The sequence below is a fragment of the Bdellovibrio bacteriovorus genome (assembly GCF_002208115.1).
Taxonomy (GTDB): Bacteria; Bdellovibrionota; Bdellovibrionia; order Bdellovibrionales; family Bdellovibrionaceae; genus Bdellovibrio; species Bdellovibrio bacteriovorus_C.
Window position 1 is genome coordinate 2,347,071 of sequence record NZ_CP020946.1, and the last position, 23,327, is coordinate 2,370,397.

General features: G+C 50.7%; 21 protein-coding genes. 4 read left to right on the forward strand and 17 right to left on the reverse strand.

The features are described 5' to 3' along the window. The first annotated feature begins 89 nt into the window (after positions 1-89). Positions 90-485, forward strand: a complete 396-nt coding sequence (locus B9G79_RS11265; protein WP_088565588.1) for a hypothetical protein — start codon at positions 90-92, stop codon at positions 483-485. A 62-nt stretch (positions 486-547) separates the two neighbouring features. Here B9G79_RS11265 and B9G79_RS11270 read toward each other — a convergent pair whose 3' ends face one another. From B9G79_RS11270 to B9G79_RS11305, 8 genes are all read right to left on the reverse strand, one after another. Then, entirely contained in the window at positions 548-976 is a 429-nt protein-coding gene (locus B9G79_RS11270; protein WP_011163996.1) for a ferritin-like domain-containing protein, read from the reverse strand. A 206-nt stretch (positions 977-1,182) separates the two neighbouring features. After that, entirely contained in the window at positions 1,183-2,589 is a 1,407-nt protein-coding gene (locus B9G79_RS11275; protein ID WP_088565589.1) for a sigma-54-dependent transcriptional regulator, read from the reverse strand. Positions 2,590-2,627: 38 nt separating this feature from the next. Beyond that, the gene (locus tag B9G79_RS11280; RefSeq protein ID WP_088565590.1) at positions 2,628-4,205 is read right to left on the reverse strand and encodes a two-component system sensor histidine kinase NtrB; all 1,578 of its coding nucleotides are present in this window, start codon (positions 4,203-4,205) and stop codon (positions 2,628-2,630) included. Beyond that, entirely contained in the window at positions 4,206-5,423 is a 1,218-nt protein-coding gene (locus B9G79_RS11285) for a type II secretion system F family protein (protein ID WP_088565591.1), read from the reverse strand. 1 nt (position 5,424) lies between these two features. Further along, positions 5,425-6,468: a twitching motility protein PilT gene (locus B9G79_RS11290; protein WP_088565592.1), complete on the reverse strand. Its 1,044-nt coding sequence runs from the start codon at positions 6,466-6,468 to the stop codon at positions 5,425-5,427. Then, on the reverse strand, positions 6,468-8,168 hold the full coding sequence (gene pilB / locus B9G79_RS11295; RefSeq protein ID WP_088565593.1) for a type IV-A pilus assembly ATPase PilB: 1,701 nt from the start codon (positions 8,166-8,168) through the stop codon (positions 6,468-6,470). Before pilB ends, B9G79_RS11290 begins: the two co-directional genes overlap by 1 nt. Before the next feature lie 47 nt (positions 8,169-8,215). Continuing rightward, entirely contained in the window at positions 8,216-9,049 is an 834-nt protein-coding gene (locus tag B9G79_RS11300) for a hypothetical protein (RefSeq protein ID WP_088565594.1), read from the reverse strand. Then, entirely contained in the window at positions 9,030-9,974 is a 945-nt protein-coding gene (locus B9G79_RS11305) for a bifunctional riboflavin kinase/FAD synthetase (RefSeq protein WP_088565595.1), read from the reverse strand. The genes B9G79_RS11300 and B9G79_RS11305 overlap by 20 nt, the downstream gene beginning before the upstream one ends. Before the next feature lie 177 nt (positions 9,975-10,151). Between B9G79_RS11305 and B9G79_RS11310 the strand changes: the two genes are divergently transcribed. After that, positions 10,152-11,915, forward strand: coding sequence for a sensor histidine kinase (locus B9G79_RS11310; protein ID WP_088565596.1), 1,764 nt, complete (start codon positions 10,152-10,154; stop codon positions 11,913-11,915). Further along, positions 11,912-13,324, forward strand: a complete 1,413-nt coding sequence (locus tag B9G79_RS11315) for a sigma-54-dependent transcriptional regulator (RefSeq protein WP_088565597.1) — start codon at positions 11,912-11,914, stop codon at positions 13,322-13,324. The genes B9G79_RS11310 and B9G79_RS11315 overlap by 4 nt, the downstream gene beginning before the upstream one ends. On the opposite strand, the gene B9G79_RS11320 is transcribed toward B9G79_RS11315, so the two are convergent. Together B9G79_RS11320 and B9G79_RS11325 are read right to left on the reverse strand one after the other, a co-directional pair. Then, positions 13,311-14,402, reverse strand: a complete 1,092-nt coding sequence (locus tag B9G79_RS11320) for a glycosyltransferase family 9 protein (protein ID WP_088565598.1) — start codon at positions 14,400-14,402, stop codon at positions 13,311-13,313. The two genes, B9G79_RS11315 and B9G79_RS11320, sit on opposite strands and share 14 nt — an antisense overlap. Beyond that, positions 14,335-15,486: a glycosyltransferase family 9 protein gene (locus tag B9G79_RS11325; protein WP_232468589.1), complete on the reverse strand. Its 1,152-nt coding sequence runs from the start codon at positions 15,484-15,486 to the stop codon at positions 14,335-14,337. The genes B9G79_RS11320 and B9G79_RS11325 overlap by 68 nt, the downstream gene beginning before the upstream one ends. A 105-nt stretch (positions 15,487-15,591) precedes the next feature. Here B9G79_RS11325 and B9G79_RS11330 point away from each other — a divergent pair, with 105 nt between their 5' ends. Beyond that, positions 15,592-16,713, forward strand: a complete 1,122-nt coding sequence (locus B9G79_RS11330) for a cyclic nucleotide-binding domain-containing protein (RefSeq protein ID WP_088565600.1) — start codon at positions 15,592-15,594, stop codon at positions 16,711-16,713. Here the strand turns inward: B9G79_RS11330 and B9G79_RS11335 are convergent, their stop codons facing one another. Genes B9G79_RS11335 through B9G79_RS11365 form a run of 7 tightly spaced genes read right to left on the reverse strand, consistent with a single transcriptional unit; the run spans position 16,714 to position 23,190 of the window. Continuing rightward, the gene (locus tag B9G79_RS11335) at positions 16,714-17,871 is read right to left on the reverse strand and encodes a DUF3108 domain-containing protein (protein WP_232468591.1); all 1,158 of its coding nucleotides are present in this window, start codon (positions 17,869-17,871) and stop codon (positions 16,714-16,716) included. Then, positions 17,868-18,752, reverse strand: coding sequence for a lysophospholipid acyltransferase family protein (locus tag B9G79_RS11340; RefSeq protein WP_088565602.1), 885 nt, complete (start codon positions 18,750-18,752; stop codon positions 17,868-17,870). The genes B9G79_RS11335 and B9G79_RS11340 overlap by 4 nt, the downstream gene beginning before the upstream one ends. After that, positions 18,724-19,740, reverse strand: a complete 1,017-nt coding sequence (lpxK, locus tag B9G79_RS11345; protein WP_232468593.1) for a tetraacyldisaccharide 4'-kinase — start codon at positions 19,738-19,740, stop codon at positions 18,724-18,726. Before lpxK ends, B9G79_RS11340 begins: the two co-directional genes overlap by 29 nt. Beyond that, the gene (gene lpxB / locus B9G79_RS11350) at positions 19,740-20,888 is read right to left on the reverse strand and encodes a lipid-A-disaccharide synthase (RefSeq protein ID WP_088565604.1); all 1,149 of its coding nucleotides are present in this window, start codon (positions 20,886-20,888) and stop codon (positions 19,740-19,742) included. Before lpxB ends, lpxK begins: the two co-directional genes overlap by 1 nt. Then, the gene (locus B9G79_RS11355; protein ID WP_088565605.1) at positions 20,888-21,814 is read right to left on the reverse strand and encodes a Gfo/Idh/MocA family protein; all 927 of its coding nucleotides are present in this window, start codon (positions 21,812-21,814) and stop codon (positions 20,888-20,890) included. Before B9G79_RS11355 ends, lpxB begins: the two co-directional genes overlap by 1 nt. After that, on the reverse strand, positions 21,807-22,631 hold the full coding sequence (gene lpxA / locus B9G79_RS11360) for an acyl-ACP--UDP-N-acetylglucosamine O-acyltransferase (RefSeq protein ID WP_088565606.1): 825 nt from the start codon (positions 22,629-22,631) through the stop codon (positions 21,807-21,809). The genes B9G79_RS11355 and lpxA overlap by 8 nt, the downstream gene beginning before the upstream one ends. Before the next feature lie 58 nt (positions 22,632-22,689). Further along, the gene (locus B9G79_RS11365; RefSeq protein WP_088565607.1) at positions 22,690-23,190 is read right to left on the reverse strand and encodes an OmpH family outer membrane protein; all 501 of its coding nucleotides are present in this window, start codon (positions 23,188-23,190) and stop codon (positions 22,690-22,692) included. Between the last annotated feature and the right edge of the window lie 137 nt (positions 23,191-23,327).

The following is a 23,327-nucleotide window of genomic DNA, read 5'->3' on the forward strand; positions in this document are numbered from 1 at the left end:
AAGTTCCTGTCATAAAATAAAAGAAACTGGAGGGGTGCGAATCCCCTCTGTTACAACCTAAGGTCTCAAATAAATCAGGAGGCCTTACCATGTGGAAGCTGACCCTTTCCTTTGCCATCGTTTTTTCCGCACTTAGTGCAAACGCATCCTTTGTCACCATCACTCAATGTGATTCTGCATCCAGTACCCACACGTTGAAGATCGTTCAGGATGGTGATGATGCTGAAGTGACCTTGGGCGACAAAAAGCCTCACAAGTACGACGACCTGGTCAGCAAAGCTCCGGGCAGCAAGAAATACAAACTCACCGGGCAGATGACGAACACCTTCCGCGTGGCCGATATCAGCCTGCCTGAACTGCGCGACACTCAAAAGGTAACAGATTTGGTGGCGTCATTGATGTTCCAACGCCCTGAATTCGACGGCGAATACGACATGGTCTATTCCTACGCCAGCGAACTGGTTCATGATCTGAACTGTCGCTAGTTTGTAGAAATAAAAAAGCCCGCTGTAACGCGGGCTTTTTCATTTTTGAATGTCAGATCACTCTAGTGAGTGGTGTCCAGCATCTTAACAACTTCTTCGATATGCTCAGTTTCCATGCGCACCATGGAACGGATCAGTTCTTCCAAGGCAACGTCATCACCGCAGTGTTTAAGTACTGCTTTGTACTTGGCCAAAGCGGCCTGTTCAAACTCAAGGCTTTCTTTTAGGATGTCCAAAACCTTGTGAGTTTTGGTTTCAGGAACCGGAGATACGCGCAAAGTGGGATGACCACCCAAGGCCGTCACTTTTTCACCCATCATGGACGCATGCTGGTAACCTTCGTTCGCCTGTTCATGGAACCATTTCACGATAGGAATGCGGTTCGGTCCTTTCACCATCAAAGCATAGTGCAAGTAACGAACAACGCCAGAGATCTCCATCTCGATAATTTCATTCAAAAGATCCACTACTTTTTTGTTTTCTTTAGTCATAAGACCTCCACCCCCCGAATGATTACAGAATCAGTCAGCCAAGGCAACAGTTGAAAACGTATTGAGAATAATCAAACTTGATAATCGTTTTCGATTTCACTTAGACAAGACTTTCGCCAAAGGCCTAAAAAAGCGAGAAGCCCCGCCGACAACGCAGTCGATGGGGCCTTTTTCAACGGTTTTATTACGTCGCCCGGAAGGGGCGCTTATTCATCGTCAAGCTCGTCGTCGCCGACTACGCCTAGATTGTATTTTTCGATGCGATATCGCATGGATCGGAAGGAGATGTGAAGCAGCTTTGCAGCTCTCTTTTTCACGCCGCCCGCAGAGTGGATGGCTTTGATCAGAAGTTCTTTTTCGATCTGACCCATCACCTTGTCCAAATCAACCCCATCGTCACCGATTTCGATTTCATTGGAGGAAGCCATTTTACGACCGGAAGAAGTGTTCACCATCGGTGGCAAAGACTCTGGAAGAATCGTCGCCCCGCCTTCCAAGGCCACCGTGCGCTCGATCATGTTTTCAAGCTCACGCACGTTTCCTGGATAGTCGTACTTTTTCAGGATTTCCATCGCATCCGCACTGATGGCGCCGATGTTTTTATTCAGACGCTCATTGTACTTTTTCAGGAAGTGATTGGCCAAAAGCGGGATATCATCACGACGGTCACGAAGGCCCGGCGTTTTGATATTGATAACATTCAGACGATAGAACAAATCCTGACGGAAGCCGCCCTTTTGAACCATCTCTTCCAGATTACGGTTGGTAGCGGCGATGATACGCACATCCACCTTCATGTCTTCCGTCGCACCCACGCGGCGGATCACACGCTCTTGAATCGCACGAAGAAGTTTGACCTGAATTGTCAGCGGCAATTCACCGACCTCATCCAGGAACAGTGTACCGCCGTCAGCGACCTCAAAAAGACCCGCTTTATCAGCCACCGCACCGGTGAAAGAGCCTTTTTTATGACCGAACATTTCAGATTCCATCAGGTTTTCAGGAATGGCACCGCAGTTCACTGTTACAAACGGACGGTCTTTCAACGGACCGTTATAGTGAATGGCTTTTGCCACAACCTCTTTACCAGTACCGGATTCCCCTGTGATCAAAACGTTGGTTGGCGTCTGGGAGACACGCTTCACCATATCGTAGATCGCATGCATTGCCGGGGAATTCCCCACCATGTTCTGGAAGGAGTATTCTTTTACCAGTTCCTTTTTCAAGGATCTGTTTTCCACTTCCAAATTACGGGAACGAAGTGCGTTCTGGATGTTCAGACGAACTTCATCGATTTTGAATGGTTTTGTCAGGTAATCGTAGGCACCCATCTTCATCGCTTCCACCGCTGTTTCGGTTGTACCGAAAGCTGTGATCAGCATGAAAACTGTATCTGGATAGGATTCTTTGACGTGCTTCAGAAGCTCAATCCCCGTCACATGGGGCATCTGCAAGTCAGAGATGATCATATCAAAGGTTTTTTTCGTCAGAAGGTCTTTCGCCTTTTGGCCGTCCTCAGCCAAAGTGATCTCATAGCCTTCTTTTTTCAGCATGATCTCTAAAAACTCGCGTATTGATTCTTCGTCATCGACAACAAGAATTCTCGACTTCATTTATGTGCTCCCACGTCCTTGTGTTAAAAACTATTCTCTCAGTGTGCTCTGGGGAAAGTCAAAATAAACTCAGTACCTACGCCCACTTCACTCTCCACGAACACCTGCGCCCCGTGACCTTCCAAAATCTTATGAGTCACAGCTAGACCAAGGCCTGTGCCTTTCGGCTTGGTTGTATGGAAAGGTTCAAACATTTTCTTGCGGGTCGCTTCACTCATCCCACATCCCGCATCACGGATGCGCACGCGCACTTCCTTGTCGGTGACCAAAGCCTTCACCGCGATCTGCGGTTTCTGAGAATCATTCATAGCCTGATAGGAATTGATGATGATGTTCAGGAATGCCTGCTTCAATTTGTCCCGACGGCCCAGAATCTTCAACCCGGCCTCGTACTCGCGCACCTGCTCCACATCGGCGCGGACCTGGGCATTGAGCTTCATTGAATCCAGCACCTCGGTGATCAACGAAGACAGGTCCACCGCATCTGTCGGCGGCACTTCCGGACGCGCATAATCCAGGAACTCGGTGATCAGGTTATTCAGGCGGTCAATCTCACGCAAAACGATTTTCATCAGCTTGCGGTCATCGTCGTTGTTCACGGTCTGAGTCAGAAGCTCGATACTGCCGCTGATACCGGCCAACGGATTGCGGATTTCATGGGCAATACCCGCCGCCAAGCCGCCGACGGCTGCCAGCTTTTCATTTTGTCTGGCAGCATATTCAAGCTGACGAATCTTGGTCAGGTCATCAAACAACCCGATGGACAAATGCGCTTTCAACTCGGGACTGTAGATCTTTGACAAAGTCATACCCAGGATCTTCGCATTGGCATCATTCTTCGGCGTGTACTTCACATCACCTTTAAACAGCCCTTCAGATCTGCGTGTCTCTGGGAACAATTCATACCAGTTCAGCGTGGATAGATCCGAATACCCCAGAATCTCGGCGGCGGAAGAATTGGCTTTCACCACCTCACCGGATTCAGTGAAAGACACCATCCCGGTCGGAATGTTTTCCACCAGAACCTCGTTCAGCTCTTGCGCGGAACGAAGGCTTGCCCCTGTTTCTGACAGTTCTTTCCCCACGGTCTGCAACTGCTCACTCAGGTATCCGGACAGCCCGGCGACTGAGAAGAAGGCAATATTATTCAAAGCCAGCAGGAAGAAGAAGTTCAAAGCCTTCATCTCTGGTGAAAACAGCGCCGCCACGGTAAAGAAGATGCTTGTGAACAGAGCCAGTGTCACCGCACCGACGCCACGGCAGGCAATCCCCGCCAGCAGGATGTTCACCAGATGCAGGAACAAAAACAGCGACTGATTGATCCCGGAATAATAAATCAAAAAAGAGATCAGCAGGGAATCAACGACAAAGCCCGCAAACAGCAACCACGGGCTTTTCAGCAGCCGGTCCCACATCGAGAACCACACCACATGGGCGCCAAAGGCCACACTCAGGATCGCATAGAATGGACCCAGAATCTGCCAGTTGATGAAACCTTCCTGAAACACACTGGAAACCGCACTGATCAGCAAAATCAACGCAAAAAGGCTGACGCGGGTAAATTCCACCGTCAGCCCCTGATTTTTACTGTTCTGCAAAGCAAAACTTAAACGCATCTATTGAACCACATCCGCCATGTTGAAGATCGGAAGATACATCGCCACAACCAGAACCGCGATGATACCGCCCAGAACAACCATCAACAGTGGTTCCAGCAAAGAGGTCATCGCTTTTACAGCCGTTTCAACTTCATCTTCATAGAAATCCGCGATTTTACCCAGCATGATATCCATCGTACCAGACTGCTCCCCGATAGAGATCATCTGAACCACCATCTCCGGGAACGCTTTTTCCTTTGCCAGCGGGGAAGCGAAAGTTCGCCCTGCCGTCACCGACTCTTTACAGCGAAGCAAAGACTGCTCGATCACCACATTGCCCGCAGTTTTAGCAGAGATCTCAATAGCCTCGATCAAGCCCACACCGGAAGAAAGCAATGTTGACAAAGTGCGGGTCAAACGCGCGATTGCGGATTTTTGCACAACCTCACCAAACACCGGCGCTTTCATGATGAAACGGTCGAAGGCATCTTTGCCCCCGTCGGTTTTCAACCACTGCATCAAAGCCATCGGGCCGACAATCAGAACACCCAGATAGATGTACCAGTTGTTGATCATCGAGTTACTCAGGTTAACAACCATCATGGTCAGCATTGGCGGCTCTTTTCCGGAACCGGCGAAGAACTCCATGAACTTAGGAATGATGAAAACCAAAATACCGGCGATCACGATCATCGCCACGACGATGATGACCATCGGATAAACCAAAGCCCCTTTCACCTGGGCTTTGATTTTTTCGGACTTTTCCATGTAACTCGCCAGACGCTGCAGGATGCCGTCAAGGATACCGGCCTCTTCCCCCGCCTGAATCATATTCACATACAATTTATCAAAGACATTCGGAACCTGCGCCATCGAATCAGCCAGACGACGGCCCCCTTCGATAGAGGTTTTAACTTGCGCGGAAGCTTCTTTCAAAAGACCCGGGCGCAAACCTTCAGACAGGATTTTCAAAGAATCCACCACCGGGATACCGGCGTTGATCAAAGTTGCAAACTGACGAGTGAAGATCTGCAGGTCCTTCCCTTTTACGGTGGGAGCAAACAGACTGGCCGTTTTTCCCGCGGAAGCGCGCGTAGCGCCGAAGGCTACCACCCGCACTGGCAAAAGCTGCTGGGCACGCAGACGGATAATGGCTTCCTGCTGGGAAGCCGCTTCGATCTCGCCCTGAACCATTTGGCCAGAGGCATTCTTGGCCTGATACTGGAATTTTGCCATCTTAGATACCTACCTTCTTAAGAAGCTGATCAAGATTGTCCGGGTCGCGGGACACTTCAAACGCGGTTTTTAAATCCACGCGACGACGGATCAGATGCTGCAACAAAGACTGATTCAAAGTCAGGATGCCGGAGTTTTCCGGAGCCTGGGTCAAAAGATTTTCCAAAGATTTCAGATCCTGATCTTCAATCAGGCCGCGCACCTGAGGCTTCATCAGAAGCACTTCATGTGCAAAAACCTTTTCACCGCTCAGACCCGCCACCGGATACTGACCGGAAGCCATCGTCAGCACTTCCGCCAGACGAGGGGCGCCGTGTTCTCCAAAACGCTCACCCAAAGTGGAAAGCGCACGACGAAGAGCATTTGTCACTGATGGAGCCTTCATGGAATAAATCACGAACACACCCTGTTCGGCCAAAGACAAAGCCTCCAGCAAAGATTCTTCGTCGTTAAAGCCGTCATAGACGACCATGTCCACGCCGGCCATCAGACTTTCTTTTTCTTCCGGGCGGGCAAATTCACCGTTGTGATAGATATAGCAGGATCTGGATTCACGCACCTGCGGAAACGCCTTGCGCGAAAACACCACACCCAGGAATGACTTTTCATCAGAGATTTTCTGCAGAATTCGGTGCAGGGCCCACACCTGACCGGCTTCACCCGGACCGGACAACAGCACCAGACCCTTCATGCGCAGACAAGCTTCCAGCAACGACGGGGGCAGCGCCACTTCCTGCTTTCCACCGTCAAGATCCATGTCCAAAACAGCCTTCATGGTGCTGTCCTGCTGGAAGAAGGAAAAACCAATACGCAATGTATCCAGTGCTGCTTCCCCTTGCACCACACCCGTGGTTTCAAGCACCGCTTTTTGCTGGGTGCTGAGCAGGCTTTGCTGCAAAAGATTCCATTCCGTCATCAACGCAGGTGATGAGCGCAAACTTGTCCAGCCTGAAGCCAGACGAGCACGCGGCTCACTGCCGACAACAAATAAAAATTCTTCCGCTTTTTTGGCTTTAGCCTGCAAAAGGAGCTCGGTCAGACTCATTAGGTGTCCTTCACTGATGCGTTGAGCACTTCTTCAATAGTTGTTACGCCACGTTTTAGTTTCAAAAGCGCACTTCGGCGCAGGGTTCTCATCCCCTGTTCACGGGCCAGGAAACGAAGCTGTCCGGTGGAGGCACCCTTCAAGATGGCCTCTTTCATTTTCTCGGTCATGGCCAGCAATTCGTAAATCGCCAGACGGCCTTTGATGCCGGTGTTGTTGCAGTTGGCGCAACCCTTTCCACGCATCAATTTATATTCCCCGATTTCAGCCTGCGGCACGCCCAGATTCAGCAGAGTCTGCGCCGGCACTTCCACCGGAGCCTTGCAGGATTCACAGACTTTACCGACCAGACGCTGGGCCACGATCAGATTCACTGTCGAAGTGATAATGTATGGAGCCACACCCATCTCGGTCAGACGAATGACAGTTCCAGGAGCATCGTTGGTGTGCAGGGTGCTGACGACCAAGTGACCTGTGGAGGCCGCTTTAAAGGCGATCTCGGCGGTTTCAAGGTCACGAATCTCCCCCACCATCACGACATCCGGATCCTGACGCAGGAAGGATTTCAGGGCGCTGGAAAAATTCAGATCGATATCCGGGTTCATCTGAACCTGGTTGATACCTTCCAAGTTGAACTCCACCGGATCTTCCGCCGTGGAGATGTTCACATCCGGCTGATTCAGTTCCGCCAAGGCAGAATAAATCGTCGTGGTTTTACCCGAACCCGTCGGTCCTGTGATCAAAACCATGCCTTGCGGCAGATTGATGGTGGCTTTAAACAATTTCAAATCGTCTTCTTCAAAGCCGAGCTTCGTCATATCCAACTGCAAATTGGATTTATCCAAAAGACGCAGAACGACCTTTTCACCCCAAAGCGTTGGCAAAACACTGACACGGAAATCCATCTCTTTGGCCTTGGTGCGCACTTTCAAACGACCATCCTGCGGACGGCGTTTTTCGGCGATATCAAGTTTGGACATGATCTTGATACGAGAAGCAATCGCCGCCGCCGTGCCTGCCGGAGGCGCTGTGGCTTCTACCAGATTACCGTCAATACGGAAACGCACGCGGTATTTTTTCTCGTAGGGTTCAAAGTGAATATCAGATACTTTCTTACGGATCGCATCCGCCAGAATCGAGTTCACGAACTTGATGATCGGCGCGTCTTCAGACCCGCCGTCCTGATCGATGACTTCGGTGGCCGGCCCCGCACTGAGGATGAAATCATCCTCGTCGCCAACACCCATGGTGTTCAAAGACTTGGTGCTGATGCTGCCACCATAGTATTTTTCGATACCGGACATGATGGCGCTTTCCGTCCCCACCACCGCTTGGATGCGGCAACGGGTGATAAAGCGCAAATCTTCTTTGACTATAATATTAGAGGGATCGGCAAAGGCCACGACCAGAGTGTTCCCGGCTTTTTGCAGCGGGATCAGGGTGTTTTTTTCGCACACATCCTTGGGAATCATTGCAATGACACTTGCATCGATTTCAAACGTGTTGACCTCGACCCCTGGAACCGCAAAGTGTTTTTCAACAGCGCGAAGGATCTGATTGTCTTTTAAGTAACCGAGTTGAATGATGGAATTCGTCAGCTTCTGCCCGGTTTTTTTCTGCTCTTCGATGGCCAACGCCAATTGATCAGGCTTGAGCAAACCTTGCTTGACTAGAATTTCCCCGATTTTGAGTGAAGACATTAGGACTCCCCTGGACTCACTTTACTCCAGGGTGCCATTTTTTGTAACTAGACTGAGGATGAGTTTTCTTTCAAAAAGCGGGTCCAGCTTTCGTGAATCTCTTCGTTGCTCAGATTATGATTCGGATGCAGACGCTCCAGCCACAAACGTGTCAGCGCCTCGGCGACCAGCACCGGATGCAGCACCCGCAGCTCGGCTTTTTCGGCTTCTTCCAGCAACAGATTCTGCAGCGGCAACAAGTTCAGGTCCAGGGCATAGCCAGTGCCCTTCATATAATTGAAGTAAGACAAATCCGTCAGCAGTGCCTGCTGCCCTGATAAATCCACCGTGTTCACCACAATGCCGGCACTCACCGCCTGCATTGTCAGTTCATCAATTGGCAAAATATGGAAACGAATCCCCAGATGGGATTTCATCAAAGCCTGCTGATGTTCCTCCAGGCCTTCAGCTTCCCCCACCAGATAAATATCTGAAATGCCCATCAGCGCCAGCACCGAAGCGACCACGCGGGCCTCTTCGTTGTGCCCGATCACAAAAGCCGGGGTGCGAATATCCAGATCGCGGGCATCAGCCACCAAAACCATGCGCAAAGCCTCATGCAAAAGCACCCGCGGATACCAGGATCCGTCTTCTGAAAAGAAAGAATCCAGAACCTGCACCGCCCGAACCTGCGTGGGCAGCACTTTCATTTGCGGCAGAATTTCGGAAGACAATGACGGAGCGACTTTAACCGCCGCCGCCCCTTGAAAAACCCCGGCGGAAAATTCACTGACCGTTTCAAACTGCCAGTCCCAGCCCTTTTCACTGGCCAAAGACTGCATAAAACGCATGAACTGTCCTGGTGTGCCGTCCGGCCGGATCTCACGAATGAGGGTGCTCATCAAAATACTTTCTGGCGTCGGCCATGTCGTTTTGAATCTGGTTTTTCAGCTCTTCAATGCCCGAGAATTTTTTTTCATCGCGCAGGAATTTCAGCAGATAAACCTCCACTTCAATTCCGTAAAGCTGAGCATCAAAATCGAACAAATGCGTTTCGATTTTCACCGGCCCCTTGCCGTTTTCCTGGAAGGTGGGATTCACTCCGATGTTGGTGATGGAAGGATGCAGATGCGCTCCGATTTTGGTTAGAGTGCAGTATACACCCTGACGCGGAATAAACTCGACATCCGGGTGAACATTGGCTGTCGGAACACCGATGGTGCGCCCGCGCTGAAAGCCTTTTTCCACATGACCACGCAAATAGTAAGTGCGTGCCAAAAGATCATTGGCCTTTTCCACCTCACCGTTTTTCAGGTGTTCACGGATGCGCGTGGAAGACACCACCGCCCCTTCAAACTGGAACGGCGGAATGATGATCAGGCGAATGCCTTTTTCAGCGCAGTATCTTTCCAGGAACGGGATGTTGCCGGCGCGGTCAGCTCCAAAGTTAAAATCATGCCCCACCACCAGGGTTTTGGGATTCAGTTGCTTCAGGACATAATTATCCAAAAACTGCTGCGGAGTGACCTTGGCAAAGTCCCGGGTGAATTCCTCGATAATGACGTTTTCGATGCCGCGTTTTTCAAACTGTTCCTGCTGGTCTTTCAGGTCGAAAAGACGATAAGTGGCCCTTTCAGGGTGAAGAACCTTCACGGGGTGAGGATGGAAAGTATACACGACCGACGGGACCCCGAAATACTGAGCCTCTCGCACGACATTTTCAATAAGCTGCTGGTGGCCCAGATGGACCCCGTCAAAATTCCCTATAGTGACGACAGACGCCGCCAAGGGAGCGCTCAGATGTTTGGCACCTTGATAAACCTGCATATTTTTCAATATACCCGTTTCTACGCCTCCCGGTAAGAGCTTTTAATCGTTGAATTTTTCAATAAATTTGCTATGTTGCGACGCGTGCAAAAGGGCCTCATTCCTCACCTCTTATACCGACTCGAAGTCCTGCTTCGATTCTTCTCCCGTCGCCGGGGTTTTTGGCTGCGTTGCCTTTTGTGCTGGCTTATCGGTTGCCTGGCTTTGTCCAACGATGAAATCACGTCTTACGACCAGCGCTTCCAACTGCGCGGAGACCAAAAAACCTCCCCGCAGATCGTTCTGATCACCATCAAACAATCAGATTTTGCGATGATCTATGATGCCCGAACAAACTTCCTCGACAACATGAGCGAAGTCACCGACATCACCGACAGCTTCTTCTGGAACAAACCCCTTTGGTCCGAACTGCTTTTGCGTATCCTGCGCCAAAATCCCCAGTCTGTGGGCGTGACCCTGTACTTTGGCGATAACATCGGCACGGTTCGCATGACGCCGGAGGATCAGCGCATCTTCCTGGATCCGCGCATCGTGTGGGCTTCAACCACCAATTCCCTGGAACGCATCCTGACCCCGGTCTTTACCAACCGGGACCACAACAACCTGGGAAGCAACGAACTTCGTCGTGACGAAGACGGCGTGGTCCGTCGTGTGTTCCCTCAGCGGGCGGAAATGCCCCACTTGGTGGAAAAAATCACCGGTAAGAAGTTCCCGACCCAATTGGCGGGCCTGGCGATCAACTATCGCGGCTCAGCGCGAGTCTTCAAACAGTACTCTTTAAGTGAAATCATCTATGACGAACTTCCGGCCAATGCCTTCACTGACAAAATCATTTTGATCGGGGCCGAGACTTCGTCCGCTCCGGTGTACATGACCCCGATGGGGACTTTGTCGCGCACAGAAATCCTGGCGCATATCACCGACACGGTTTTAGGCGACAAGTGGATTAAGCGCCTCAGCTTTGCCTGGTACGCTGCCGGTTTCTTTGTGCTGATGCTGATGGCGGTCTTTGTGATCACCACCTATCCGCAGTCCGTGGCCCTGTTCTTTATTCTTTGGATCGGCACTTTGCTTGCGGCCCTGTCGGCGTGGGTTTTTGACACGTTCTATTTCTGGTCCCCGGCGTTTTCTCCGTTCGTACTGCTGGCCACAAGCTGGATCATCTTCATCGGTTATCAGGCCACCAAAATTGAACGCCAGAACTTCCATTTGCAGCAGGAACAGGAATATCTGGCACAGCTGGAACAGTTGAAAAACAACTTCGTCAGTCTGATTTCCCATGACCTGAAAACGCCGATTGCAAAAATTCAGGCCATCGTCGACCGCCTGATGACCCAGCATGCGCACGAAACGGAATTGGGACAGGATCTGAAATCCCTGCGCCTTTTCAGTGATGAACTGAATCGTTATATCCAGTCCATCCTCAAGGTTCTTCGTGTCGAGTCCCGTGATTTCAAAATCAACAAGGAAGTTGCCGACATCAACGAGATCATCGAAGAGGCCCTGCAGCACCTGCGCCCGCTGGCCCGGGAAAGAGGCATCCAGATCCACACGGCTTTGGAGCCGATGTTCTCGGTGGAATTTGATACGACTCTGCTGAAAGAGGTTGTGATCAATCTGATTGAAAATGCGATTAAGTACACGCCCAGCGGCGGTCAGATCGAAGTGATCTCGCACGAGTCCGAAGAATTCGTGCACGTCCTGGTGAAGGACACCGGAGAAGGGATCAAGCCCGAAGACATGGAAAAGGTCTGGGGTAAATTCACGCGCGGTTCCGATCAGGATCTGCGCACCAAGGGAACCGGCCTTGGACTTTATCTGGTTAAATATTTTATTGAACTGCATGGCGGTAAAGTAACGATGGAAAGTAAACTGGGACTTGGGACCACGGTTGCTTTCACCCTGCCGCTGGATGCTGAAGAAGACGAGGTGTTAGTATGATCAATAAGCTCCACACACTGATTGTTGATGACGAGGCCGAACTGCGCCGTTCGGTGATTTCGATCCTGAAATCCACCATGCCCGAAATTGAATTCACCATCGAGGAAGCCGCGACGGGCCGCGAAGCCCTGGACAAGGTGAAACAACAGCAATGGGATCTGGTTCTGATGGACGTGAAGATGCCGGAAATGAACGGCCTTGAAGCGTTGACCGCGATTAAGGAACACGACCCCCGCACTTTCGTCGTTTTGATGACGGCGCATTCAAATCTTCATGACGCTGTCGTGGCGATCAAAGAAGGTGCTTACGACTACGTCGAAAAACCGGTGCAGCCACAACAACTGGCCGAAATCGTGCGTAAAAGCCTTGAGGCGCGCGATCTGATTTCGTCTTTGGCGATGTCCAATCCCGTGTTTGACGACGACATTGAATCCGAGATCGTGGGCGGCTCTTCCAAAATGAAAGAGGTCTTCAACCTGATCTACCGTCTGTGCAAAGTCGACACGACGGTTCTGGTGCGTGGTGAAAACGGAACCGGCAAAGAGCTTGTGGCCCGCGCCATTCACTTCAACTCCCCTCGAAAATCCGGTGCCTTTGTGGCCATCAACTGCGGGGCGATCCCGGAAAATCTGATGGAAAGCGAATTGTTCGGCCACGAAAAAGGCGCTTTCACCGGCGCGGTGGAACGCAAGATCGGGAAATTCCAACTGGCGAACAACGGAACCTTGTTCCTGGATGAAATCGGCGAGCTTCGCCCGGACATGCAGGTAAAACTTTTGCGCGTTTTGCAAGAGCGCAAGTTCACCCCGGTGGGCAGCAACCGTGAAGTCAAAACCACGACGCGTATTATTGCCGCCACCAACCGCAATCTGGAAAAGATGATGGAAGAAGGCGAATTCCGCGAAGACTTGTTCTATCGCCTGAATGTCATGCCGATCTTCCTGCCTCCTTTGCGTGAGCGTTCTGATGACATCGAGGCCCTGGCTGGAAACTTCATCAAGAAGTTCTCAAAGCAACACGGCCGTCAGATCACGGGCATCACCCCGGAAGCTTTGGACATGCTGAAATCCTATCGCTGGCCCGGAAACATCCGCGAGCTTGAGAACATCATCGAGCGTTCTTTCATCGTGGAAAACAGTCACCAGATCACCGTGGATTCACTGCCTGATTCCATCAAACTTGCGCCGAAAGACGGCACTGACAAAACAGCGAGCGTTGGTTATTCCGGCCCGCTGGACTTTGATGCCTTCAAAGAAGAGATGGAAAAGGAATTTATCGTCAGCGCTTTGAAAGCCAACAACGGTCGTATCAACCAGACGGTGGCTCAGGCGAACATTCCGAAGAACACCCTGCTGCGCAAGATCCGCAAGTACGGCATCAATGTGAAGGAATACACTAACGAAGAATAAACCCGGCCGTGCGAAGGACTTCCTCTGCCGGGATGTCCTTCATGCACACATGGGTTTTGATCGGACAGACCTTGTGGCCATGCTTGCCGCAAGGTCGACAGCGCAAGTCCTCTTTCTGGACGACATAAGATTGTGCTGACCACGGGCGATAGCCAAATTCCAAAATCGTGGGACCAAACACCGCAATCAAAGGTGTTTCACAGACCGCCGCCAAGTGTGTCGACGCACTGTCGTTTCCAACCAGCAATGCGGCACGGGCGATCAACTGGGCTGACTCAATGATCTTGGTTTTGCCCGCCAAGGACACAGAACCCGCAATGCCCTCTGCCACTCGTTCTGACAGTGTTTCTTCCCCGGGACCACCCATCACGTAGACTTCATAGCCCTGATCTTTCAGCGCCTTGCCAACGCCGATAAAACCCTCCTCCGTCCAGCGTTTGGTGGCCCACACGCTGCCTGGGAAGATCAACACGGCTTTTCCGTTTTCAAACCCCTGAAGGTTGAATTTGGTCTTTAGCTGCTGAAACAATTCAGAATGCGCCAGCACTTTTTCACGCTGGCTCATGGACGCCCACTCAGGAGGCGCTGGTAACAAACCATGATCTGCCGGCAAATAGGGTTTTGCCCGGGTGACATAGTCTTCGATGTTCTTTTTCAGTTCGGGATCAAACGGCGCCAAAAGACTGAGCTGTCTCATCGCATCCGGCAGACGCACATCGCGTTTTACGCGGGTTTGGAAAGCCAGAAAGTTCCAGGCATTTTTGTAAGAGACTTTATGAGCGGCCTTGATTTGCATACAGAACAAAACCGTACGCATGGATTCATGCGGAGAAATCAGATGATCGACATTTTCTGACCGCAGGGATTCAATGATGCGGGCGTATGTGTCTTTCTTGCCCTTTTCGATTTCATAGACGTGATCAACAATACCGGCTTTGACAAAGAAGTCGCCCAAACCTTTGCGGCAAACCAACCCCAGCTTGTGGTCAGGCCACAAGGCCCGGCATTTTTTAAGGAGCGGGATTGAGAGCAGTAGATCGCCCAGAAAGGCGGTTTGCACAACAAGATTCAAGGGCATCGATAACTTCCTCTAACGAGACCTGATCGTAGCACATAATGGCTTTTTCACAAGTCCTCTTCCAGCAAGGGCTGCAGGGGCTTTTTGTCAAAAGCTTAAATCCTCTGTCATAAATGTCGATCTCGTGAGCACAAGTCGGACCAAACCAGGCCACCACTTGTTTTTTCTGAGAGATCGCCATGTGCATGCCCAGACTGTCCCCGGTCACAACCACATCACAGGCGGCAACACTGATCAGGCCGTCACGAAGCCCCGACTCGGTTTCCGAAGAAATCACGGAATAACCTTCCTGAATAAGACCGTTACGAATGGTGTCTTCAGGACCGCCCAGCAGCGCAATTTCAGCATACGGAAACTTTGCCTGAATGCGCTCAATCAGCAGACGATGATAGTCCACCGTCAGTTTTTTATAAGGAATCACCGGACTGCATCCAGTGTTCAAACCAATCACCAGGGATTTATTATTTTCAGCAAGCCACATGTCTTTACGACGACGAGCTTCTCGGTCTTCACTTTCAGTCAGTGGCAACCAATAGTCATCGCGCTGGTATTCACCCAACTCCAAAGCCTCAATCATCAACTGGGTTTCAGGCTTTTGATTGACGAAGAATTTTTTATGATTGTCCAAACCCAGTTCCCACAGCTCTTGAGCCGCGTCCGTGGCCGGAACAATCGCGCCGTTGGATCCTTGAACCGTGAAGCCATAAATTTGATCCACTTGAGTGCGCTTCACAACCCCACAGGCCTTCAGGGACTTATCAATCACAAAACCCACTTCAAATTCCAAAGTCGACAGTTGCAAAAGGTCCGCTTCGCTGGTGGTCAGGACACGATCAAGGGCAGGATGATTTTTCAGCAGATGGTGAGCCGGCGCATCAGTCACCCAGGTGATCATGGAACCGGGGTATTTCCGCTTGATGGCTTTCAGCAGACTGGTGCTGCGAACCACGGCCCCCAAGGCGCCCAGATGAACAATCAAAACAGAGCATGTCGGCACATCTTTTTGCGCGCAGGAAGAGTCACACACCGTATTTTTGGAGCAGGGTTTGTAACCGGAAAAGTGTCTGCAATTGATCATCGCCATCTTCATATTCTATGTCAGTTGCCCGCCGATGGCGCAGATCCAGACCGGCTTTTCAGGACCTTCGTATTGTTGAAAGCCGGCTGAAATATTCCGATAAGCCCTCGAATGAGAATCGAGAAAGAACCCCTGCAAATCCCCGCCCTGCAAATGCAGCCTTCCGCTGATGGCGGCAGCTTTACGGTTCTTTCCACGCGCAAAAGCTATCGCCTGAATCCCCTGCAGTACTCATATCTGGATGTGCTTAAAAACGGCAGCTCCATCGAGGGCCTGGTTCAGTTCTTTCTGGGACAGGGCTGGCTGGTCAGCTTTCGCGAATTGTCTGCTTTGCTGGAATTCCTGATTCAGGAAGGCCTTTTGCAGAACCCGAATGTTCAGGCTTACTTCAACCGCGCCCAACAGGCCATGCACGAACAAGGGCATTTAAGCGGACCAGGCCAGCAAGTGACCTCGCTAAATCCGTCGCAACTGCCCTTCTTCCGTTCTTTGGATTCGCGGCTTGCGCAGCACCTGATGCAAAACTCTGAACGCTTCCAGGTCCCGGCCAACATCAAAGTCATTCAATCCGGAAAAAATGACCGGGATCTGTTCATTCTGTTAAAAGGCCAGGCCGGCATTTACCGTGTGTTCGGCAATCAACAGCGCCAGATGGTGGCGGCACTTCATTCCGGGGCCCTGTTTGGTGAAAGCGGATTCCTGTTAAATCACCCGCGCACCGCGGACGTTATCACTCTGGCTCCCAGTGAAATTCTGCGTGTTCGCCATTTGCCAGAGTTCGATCAACTGATCAAAAGCGACAAAGCCCAAAGCCTGCAACAACGCTTCTGGATTCTGCAGGCCCTGCAGTCTTCCAACATATTTAAGAATTTACCCGGTGATTGCCTGGACAGTTTGATCTTCTCAGGCCGTTTGGTTAAGTCCCCGGCCCATCAAAGACTTTTCAATGAGGGCCAACCCGCCAATACCTGCTACATCGTCGTCCAAGGCAGCGTTGTGATCAGCCAACAGGGCCGCAACATCAACGTCATGGCCCAAGGCGCCTGTTTCGGCGAAATTTCCCTGCTAATGAGTGGCGGCCAGCGCACAGCCACCGCCACCACCCAACAAGAAACCATCCTGCTGGAAATCCAGCAAAACAATTTCTATCAAGTTCTGTCTCAAAATTTATTCTTAGCAAAAGAAATCGAAACCCTGGCCGCACAAAGACTCGAAGCCGACCGCCAACGCTAATTACTTGCCGGGTTTAATTTCTACGACTTCGGAAACAAGTGTTCCGATTTTGATTTTGGATTCAATTCTCAGGATAAATTTACGATCATCGTCAGACAACCAGATGAAGTTGTCGCCGATCGGATTTAATTTGCCCTTCAAAGTGATTTTGGGCTGAACCACGATGGCTTTAATCGGACCCAGCTTGGTATTCAGAACTTCACGGCGCAGGGCTTTGCCAGAGAAGACCAGGTTCTCATTGTCATTCCCGACGCGGAAAGAATACTCTTTGCCCGTTTCCCATTTGAAATTTCGCATATAGTAAATCGCGCTGTACACGTTTTGCGTGTAAGGCAGGATTTCCCAGTTCTGTTTTTTCTCTTCTTCCCCGTGATCCTTGGTCACCTTCTTTTCCCAGAAGGTCGCCGTGTTTTTCTCGACGTCAAAGAGCATCTTGGCTTCACGCAATTGACCGGATTCCTTCACGTGCAACTGGAACACACGAGGCACAAGGTCCTCGTAATCCACGAATGTCTCAACGCGGTCTTCAACACTATAGAAGGAACTGAACAAGGAACTGGTACGAATCTCCACCGCAAACGTGTAAGACTTGCGGTTATTGACCATGGCAAAAGGCTCCACCTTCATGCGAAGCTCCCCGGCAGAGACCTTGAAATAATGCACATCGTGCACCACTTCCTCACCCACCCGGAATGGATCATTCACCGGACGACGGCCGTTGAATCCTTCGGAATCTTCGATATCAGGCTGGCGGGCCGCAGGCTCGGACGCAGCCGTTTCTGTTTTAGCCGACTTGGTGGTTTTTGCAGCCGGCTTGCCTGCGGGTGCGGCGGCTGTCTTTGCGGAAGCTTTTACATCCGTTTTTTCAGCGGCCTTCCCTGTTGGTTTTGCAGAAGTTTTGCCGGGGGCTTTGGCAGAAGTTTTGGCGGCTGACTTATCCGCCGTCCCTGGAGTTTCGGATTTCGCCGCGGCCGGTTCTGCCGCAGTCGATTCCGCAGCGCCCTCTGGTGGGGCTTCCGTCTGCGGTTTTACAATCGTGACGGCTCCTTCGAACTCCTCGTTTTTTTTCAGTTGATCGGCCTTTTCGTACTTCAAAAATGAAGTCGAACAAGAAACCAAAAACAATGAAACGAGAGCACCAAGAAGCAGCTTATTCACCGGAAGTCCTTCCACCGTCGATGCACCCACATCCATTGTTCAGGGTGCTTTCTGACAATCTCTTCAAGCTTGTCGCAATAACTTTGCGTCAAATTCAGAGTCGTCTGGTCTTTATCATCAGTCACACACGAAGCCGTGTCCATCGCTGGCTCCACAACAACATGAAGTTTTTTGTCTTCCCCCTCGTAGGTATAGATGGGAAGGACCGGAGCCTTGGTTTTTTGCACGAACAGAGCTAGACCATAGGCTGTGCCTGTCTTTTTTCCAAAGAAGGAGGTCTCAATACCGAAGGGGCGACCCATAAACTGGTCCAGGACAAAGACCACCGCCGAGTTCTTTTTTAAGGCCTTCAAAATTTCAAAAGCGTTGTTAGGCGCGTGCGCATCGATGTACTGAACACCTTTCGCCCCGCGAATGGAAAACCACAGATCATCAAACCATTTGGTTTTAAATCTTTTCGTGATCAGGTTCACGCTCTGCCCGTTTAACACAATCGTGTTACAGGCAAGATCCCCATTCCCCAGGTGCAAAGTCAGGAAGAACATTCCTTTCCCGGCAGCCCGGGCATTTTCAACGTGCTCCCAGCCGTGAAACACCACATTCTTGGTGATCCACTCAGGCGTCACAGACGGAATGAAAAAGAATTCTGCAAAGTTATATCCCAATTGATAAACTGACTCACGCCCCACAGCTTTTCTTTGTTTGTCAGTCCATTCGGGGAAAGCCAGCTTCAGATTGTCCAGCACGATTTTTTTGCGGAAACCAAAGACATCAAACCACAAGAATCCCACCCAGGATCCGGATTTGCGCAGCCAGCGGCGCGGCACCAGCGAGCTGAAAAAAACCATCAGATTAACGAAGAACTTGAGTAATAATCTCATGAAGGCGTCCCTTCTTTCCTGCTTCAACCACTTCCAAAGAGGTGCTCCACAGGATGGAGGAGTCGTTGAACAAATGACGAAGTTTCACGGCATCTTTGCCGGTGGTCACCAGCATATCCGCCCCTGAAAGTTCGAAGGCTTCGGTGATGTTTTTCACATCCTGAGCCGTGTACTGATGATGATCGCGATAGTGCAGGCTCTGTTTGGAGACCTCTCCGATTTCGCCCATCATCTTTTCGAAAACATCGGGTCTTGCAATGGCTGAAACCAGGAACAGTTTTTTACCCTGAATTTCGCTGCGATTCAAAACCTGTCCGGTTTTGACGTTCTGGCACTTCTGAATCTCGTATCCGAAATAAAGTACTTCCTTGTCTTTGGGAAGTTTGGCCTCCAAAGCCTTCAAAGCATCCTCTGTGGCCAGATTGCATTTGGATAAAATCAAAACATCCGCACGCTGTATCCCCGCCCACGATTCACGGGCACGGCCTTCCGGCAGAACCTCGTAATTCGCCAGGCTTTCGGTCGCATCCAGAATGACGATATTCAAATCACGATGCAGGCGGCGGTGCTGGAATCCATCATCCACAATCAGCACATCATATTTATGAACTTCCGTGGAATAACGGGCCGTGCGCCATTTGCTGGGGCCCACGTACACTTTCACCTGGGGGTTGGCCTGAGCCAGCAACACCGGCTCGTCACCGAAGTAACGTGCGGCAAAGGGGTGATCCACATCCACCAGACAAGGCGAATCGGCATCCGCACGATAAGAGCGACTGATCACCGCCACTTTCTTGCCGTCAGCCACCAGCGACTTCAGACAATAATCAGTGATCGGTGTTTTTCCGGTCCCGCCCACTGTCAGATTTCCGATACTGATCACCGGCACCGGCGCCTTGTAGATGCCGAATACACCGCGGTCAAAGAGGCTGTTTTTAACCCCCACGACCTGATCATACAAAAATGACAGTGGACGAAGATATCTCATCAGACGAAGTACTCTTCCAGGGCTTTGACCACGCGTTCGGTCGCACCCTTGTCACCAAGATACTGACGAACCTGTCCCAGATCCGCGACGACAGAGTCGTGATACTTCTTATCCAGAACATAACGTTCCAGCTCAGCCGCCAAATTCTCGGCGGTCACTTCACTTTGGAACAGCTCTGGAACCGCTTCTTTGTTCAGAATCAAATTCACCAGACCAAAATACTTGGTCCCACGAACGAAGAGCTTCGCAAAAATACCCGTCAGCCACTTCATCTTGTACATGATGACCATGGGTTTTTTCAGCAAGCCCACTTGCAGGGTCGCTGTTCCTGAAGCCACCAGCATCATGTCCACCAGATGAATCATTCTAAACGGCTCATCCTTCAGCAACATATAAGGCAGTCGGAAATTTTCCAGACGGTCCTGCATGTACTCTTTCGTGAAGGTCGGAGCAGTCAGGATCAAAACTTTCAGATTCGGGAATTTCTTGGACAAAATCCGAGCCGCATCCAATTGAATGTCCAGATGCTGCTTCACTTCCAGACGACGGCTGCCCGGCATCAAGCCCAGCACGATTTCGTTGTCACGAATGCCGCACTGGTTGCGGTGAGTTTTGCGGTAATCAAGATCATCAATCAAACGCTCGTCCAATTCATCCAGAAGCGGATGACCGACGAACTCCACCGGCACCCCGTGCTCTTCATAGAAAGGCACTTCAAACGGGAACAAAACGAATACTTTTTTGCAGTACTTTTTGATCGTCTTCACACGGCCTTTGCGCCATGCCCACACCTGCGGGGAAATGTAGTAAACAACCGGGATTCCCAATGCGTGCAGTTTTTTTGCCAGCATCAGGTTGAATTCCGGATAGTCCATCACGATCGCCACTTTCGGACGGCGCTTTTCAGCCTCCGCCACCAGGCTGTCAAAAACACTTTTCAGATGAGAATAAGCACTGATGATTTCGGCGGCACCGACCACGGCCATCTCTTCGGATTTACCCAGGCGTTCAAAGCCGATGTCTTCCATATCCTGGCTGCCCACGCCGAAAGCATGAACCTTGCGGCCTTTGCGCTTCCAGGCTTCCAGAATTCTTTGGGCATAGGTCACACTGGAGGCTTCCGCCGCCACAATCAGAACCTGATCCATCAGCCCTCAATCATTCTCTGCACGTCTTCGATGGCTTTCAGGGCCTTCAACCCGTCAAGACCTGTGACCACAGGTTTTTTATTATTCAAAACACAGTCGATGAAAGCATCCGTTTCCCTTTGCAGGGCATCGGCTTTTTCAACGGACCACTTGGTGACCGTCAGGAACTCATCACCACCCGGACCCGGAACCACTTTTTCAAGTTCCAAAGTGCCAGTCTGGGCAAACAGGGTGCAATCATCCTGCAAAACGCGAATGGATCGCTGGGCCACCGGAGACACACGGCTGACATTGATCATCACCTGCATGCCATTTTTCATTTTGAAAGACACAGAGGCGGTATCCAGCTCTTTGGAAATAAGCTTGGTGCCGGTGCCGTTCATGGACTCAATTTCAGAACCCGTCAGCCAGAACAACAGATCCATGTCGTGGATCATCAGGTCGTGCAAAACGCTGACATCGGAACCGCGCTTGTTGTAAGGCGCCATGCGGTTCAGCTCGATGAATTTTGGATTCTTCAGATGCTTTTGCAGATCATTGATCGCCGGGTTGAATCTTTCGATATGCCCGACGGCCACTTTCACATTCTTTTTTTCAGCCAAAGCCAGAAGCTCTTCAGCCTGCTGAACGGTGGCGGTGATCGGCTTTTCAACGTTCACATGAACGCCGTTTTCCACGAACAACTTTGCCAGTTCAAAGTGACTCAGCGTACTTGCCGCAATGGTCACCAGATCCACATGACCAATCAAATCCTGGGGCTTGTGGAAGCTTTTTACCCCCAGCTCCATGGCGATTTTATCAGCCTGTGCCGGGAAGTGATCACACACCCCGACCAGTTCCACGTTCGGATTGTTTTTGTATTTCTGAGCGTGGAATTTACCCAGGTAACCAACCCCGATAACCGCGCCACGAAGTTTATTACTCATCGTCCTGCCATCCTTTAGGGCTTCTGTCCACGGCGATACCGCGTTTGGAAGAGCGAATGAAGTTCACGAAGTACTCAATGTTCGGGCTCATCGTGCACTCGTTCAGGATGCGTTCAATGCCTTCCTCAACGGTGTGAGAACCCATGATGATGATACGGATGGCTTTGTGCACGTTTGCGATTTCTTCACGTGGGAAGCCTTTGCGCGCCAGACCGATCTTGTTGGTCGCGCGGATTGTCGCGTAAGTGCCCTGAGCACGACAGAACGGCAGGATGTCCTTGTTCACGATGGAAGAACCCGCCACGAAAGCACCACGGCCCACTTTGGTGAACTGGTTGAAGGCGCACACGCCCCCGATGGTCACACCGTCTTCAATTTCACAGTGTCCGCCCAAATGGGAGTTGTTGGCGATGGTGACATTGTTGCCGACTTTGCAGTCATGCCCGATGTGCGTGTAAGCCATGAAGTAGCCGTTGTTGCCGATTTCTGTTTTGCCGTCACCCTTGCTGGTCGCAAGATTGGCGGTGGAGAATTCACGGAACGTGTTGTTGTTACCGATAATCAATTTGGTTGGTTCACCTTTGTAGGAAAGGTCCTGAGGAGCCCCTCCGATTACAGCACCGGGACAGAAATGATTGTTTTCGCCGATTTCGATAATGCCGTGACGGGAACCCAGTGTCACATGACCTTCGACGAATGTGCCTTTGCCAATAAAACCTTTGCCTTGAATCAAACAGTAAGGGCCGATTTCAACATCGTCGGCGATTTGGATGTCCGGAGAAATAACACTGCTTGAATGAATCTTATAATTTGCCATGAACTTCTATTCCTAAACTAAAAAAGGGCCTTTGCAGGCCCTTTCGTTTTCTTATCAACTACTTTTCTTTTTCGAAGGCCGCGATTACTTCAGTTGTCAGGTCCGCATCCGCAGTTGCGTAAAGAACCATTTGAGAGTTCTCCAGCACCAGAGTGTAACCTTTGTCTTTCGCAAGTTTCGCGATCACTTTTTTCATTTTCTCAAGAATCGGAGCTGTCAGCTCGCGCTCTTTTTTCTGAATTTCGATCTGGCTTTTACCAACCACATCACGATACTTCAGCATTTCTTCCTGGAATTCAGCTTGTTTTTTACCAAGCGCTTCTTCAGAAAGAACAGACTTTTTCTTTTCCAGGTCTTCACCCATCTTTTTCAAGTCTGCTTCTTTTTTCTCCAGCTCTTTTTTCTTTTTGTTGAACTCTGTTTCAAGTTCCGTTTTTGCTTTCTTACCCGCAGAAGTGGACTGAATAGCTTTTTGCATATCAACAAATCCAACTTTTGCCTGAGCTTGTGCCAAAGATGCCGTCAGTAGCATGCTCAACACGATCAACATTTTCTTCATTCCAAATCCTCCTTAAAAGGTTTTAAAAATAATTTTGTACTGGTTCAGCTACGCGGGCAAAGCCCGCTGCGCTCTCCCGGCCCAGCCGGCTAAGTCTAGCTACGGCGCCCAGAGGGCGCCTGCGCTTCCTGCGCCCG

Excerpts from the sequence above, each read along its gene's own strand:
- B9G79_RS11265 (WP_088565588.1), top strand. The coding sequence starts at position 90 with ATGTGGAAGCTGACCCTTTCCTTTGCCATCGTTTTTTCCGCACTTAGT.
- B9G79_RS11270 (WP_011163996.1), bottom strand. The coding sequence starts at position 976 with ATGACTAAAGAAAACAAAAAAGTAGTGGATCTTTTGAATGAAATTATC.
- B9G79_RS11275 (WP_088565589.1), bottom strand. The coding sequence starts at position 2,589 with ATGAAGTCGAGAATTCTTGTTGTCGATGACGAAGAATCAATACGCGAG.
- B9G79_RS11280 (WP_088565590.1), bottom strand. The coding sequence starts at position 4,205 with ATGCGTTTAAGTTTTGCTTTGCAGAACAGTAAAAATCAGGGGCTGACG.
- B9G79_RS11285 (WP_088565591.1), bottom strand. The coding sequence starts at position 5,423 with ATGGCAAAATTCCAGTATCAGGCCAAGAATGCCTCTGGCCAAATGGTT.
- B9G79_RS11290 (WP_088565592.1), bottom strand. The coding sequence starts at position 6,468 with ATGAGTCTGACCGAGCTCCTTTTGCAGGCTAAAGCCAAAAAAGCGGAA.
- pilB (WP_088565593.1), bottom strand. The coding sequence starts at position 8,168 with ATGTCTTCACTCAAAATCGGGGAAATTCTAGTCAAGCAAGGTTTGCTC.
- B9G79_RS11300 (WP_088565594.1), bottom strand. The coding sequence starts at position 9,049 with ATGAGCACCCTCATTCGTGAGATCCGGCCGGACGGCACACCAGGACAG.
- B9G79_RS11305 (WP_088565595.1), bottom strand. The coding sequence starts at position 9,974 with ATGCAGGTTTATCAAGGTGCCAAACATCTGAGCGCTCCCTTGGCGGCG.
- B9G79_RS11315 (WP_088565597.1), top strand. The coding sequence starts at position 11,912 with ATGATCAATAAGCTCCACACACTGATTGTTGATGACGAGGCCGAACTG.
- B9G79_RS11320 (WP_088565598.1), bottom strand. The coding sequence starts at position 14,402 with ATGCCCTTGAATCTTGTTGTGCAAACCGCCTTTCTGGGCGATCTACTG.
- B9G79_RS11325 (WP_232468589.1), bottom strand. The coding sequence starts at position 15,486 with ATGGCGATGATCAATTGCAGACACTTTTCCGGTTACAAACCCTGCTCC.
- B9G79_RS11330 (WP_088565600.1), top strand. The coding sequence starts at position 15,592 with ATGAGAATCGAGAAAGAACCCCTGCAAATCCCCGCCCTGCAAATGCAG.
- B9G79_RS11340 (WP_088565602.1), bottom strand. The coding sequence starts at position 18,752 with ATGAGATTATTACTCAAGTTCTTCGTTAATCTGATGGTTTTTTTCAGC.
- lpxK (WP_232468593.1), bottom strand. The coding sequence starts at position 19,740 with ATGAGATATCTTCGTCCACTGTCATTTTTGTATGATCAGGTCGTGGGG.
- lpxB (WP_088565604.1), bottom strand. The coding sequence starts at position 20,888 with ATGGATCAGGTTCTGATTGTGGCGGCGGAAGCCTCCAGTGTGACCTAT.
- B9G79_RS11355 (WP_088565605.1), bottom strand. The coding sequence starts at position 21,814 with ATGAGTAATAAACTTCGTGGCGCGGTTATCGGGGTTGGTTACCTGGGT.
- lpxA (WP_088565606.1), bottom strand. The coding sequence starts at position 22,631 with ATGGCAAATTATAAGATTCATTCAAGCAGTGTTATTTCTCCGGACATC.
- B9G79_RS11365 (WP_088565607.1), bottom strand. The coding sequence starts at position 23,190 with ATGAAGAAAATGTTGATCGTGTTGAGCATGCTACTGACGGCATCTTTG.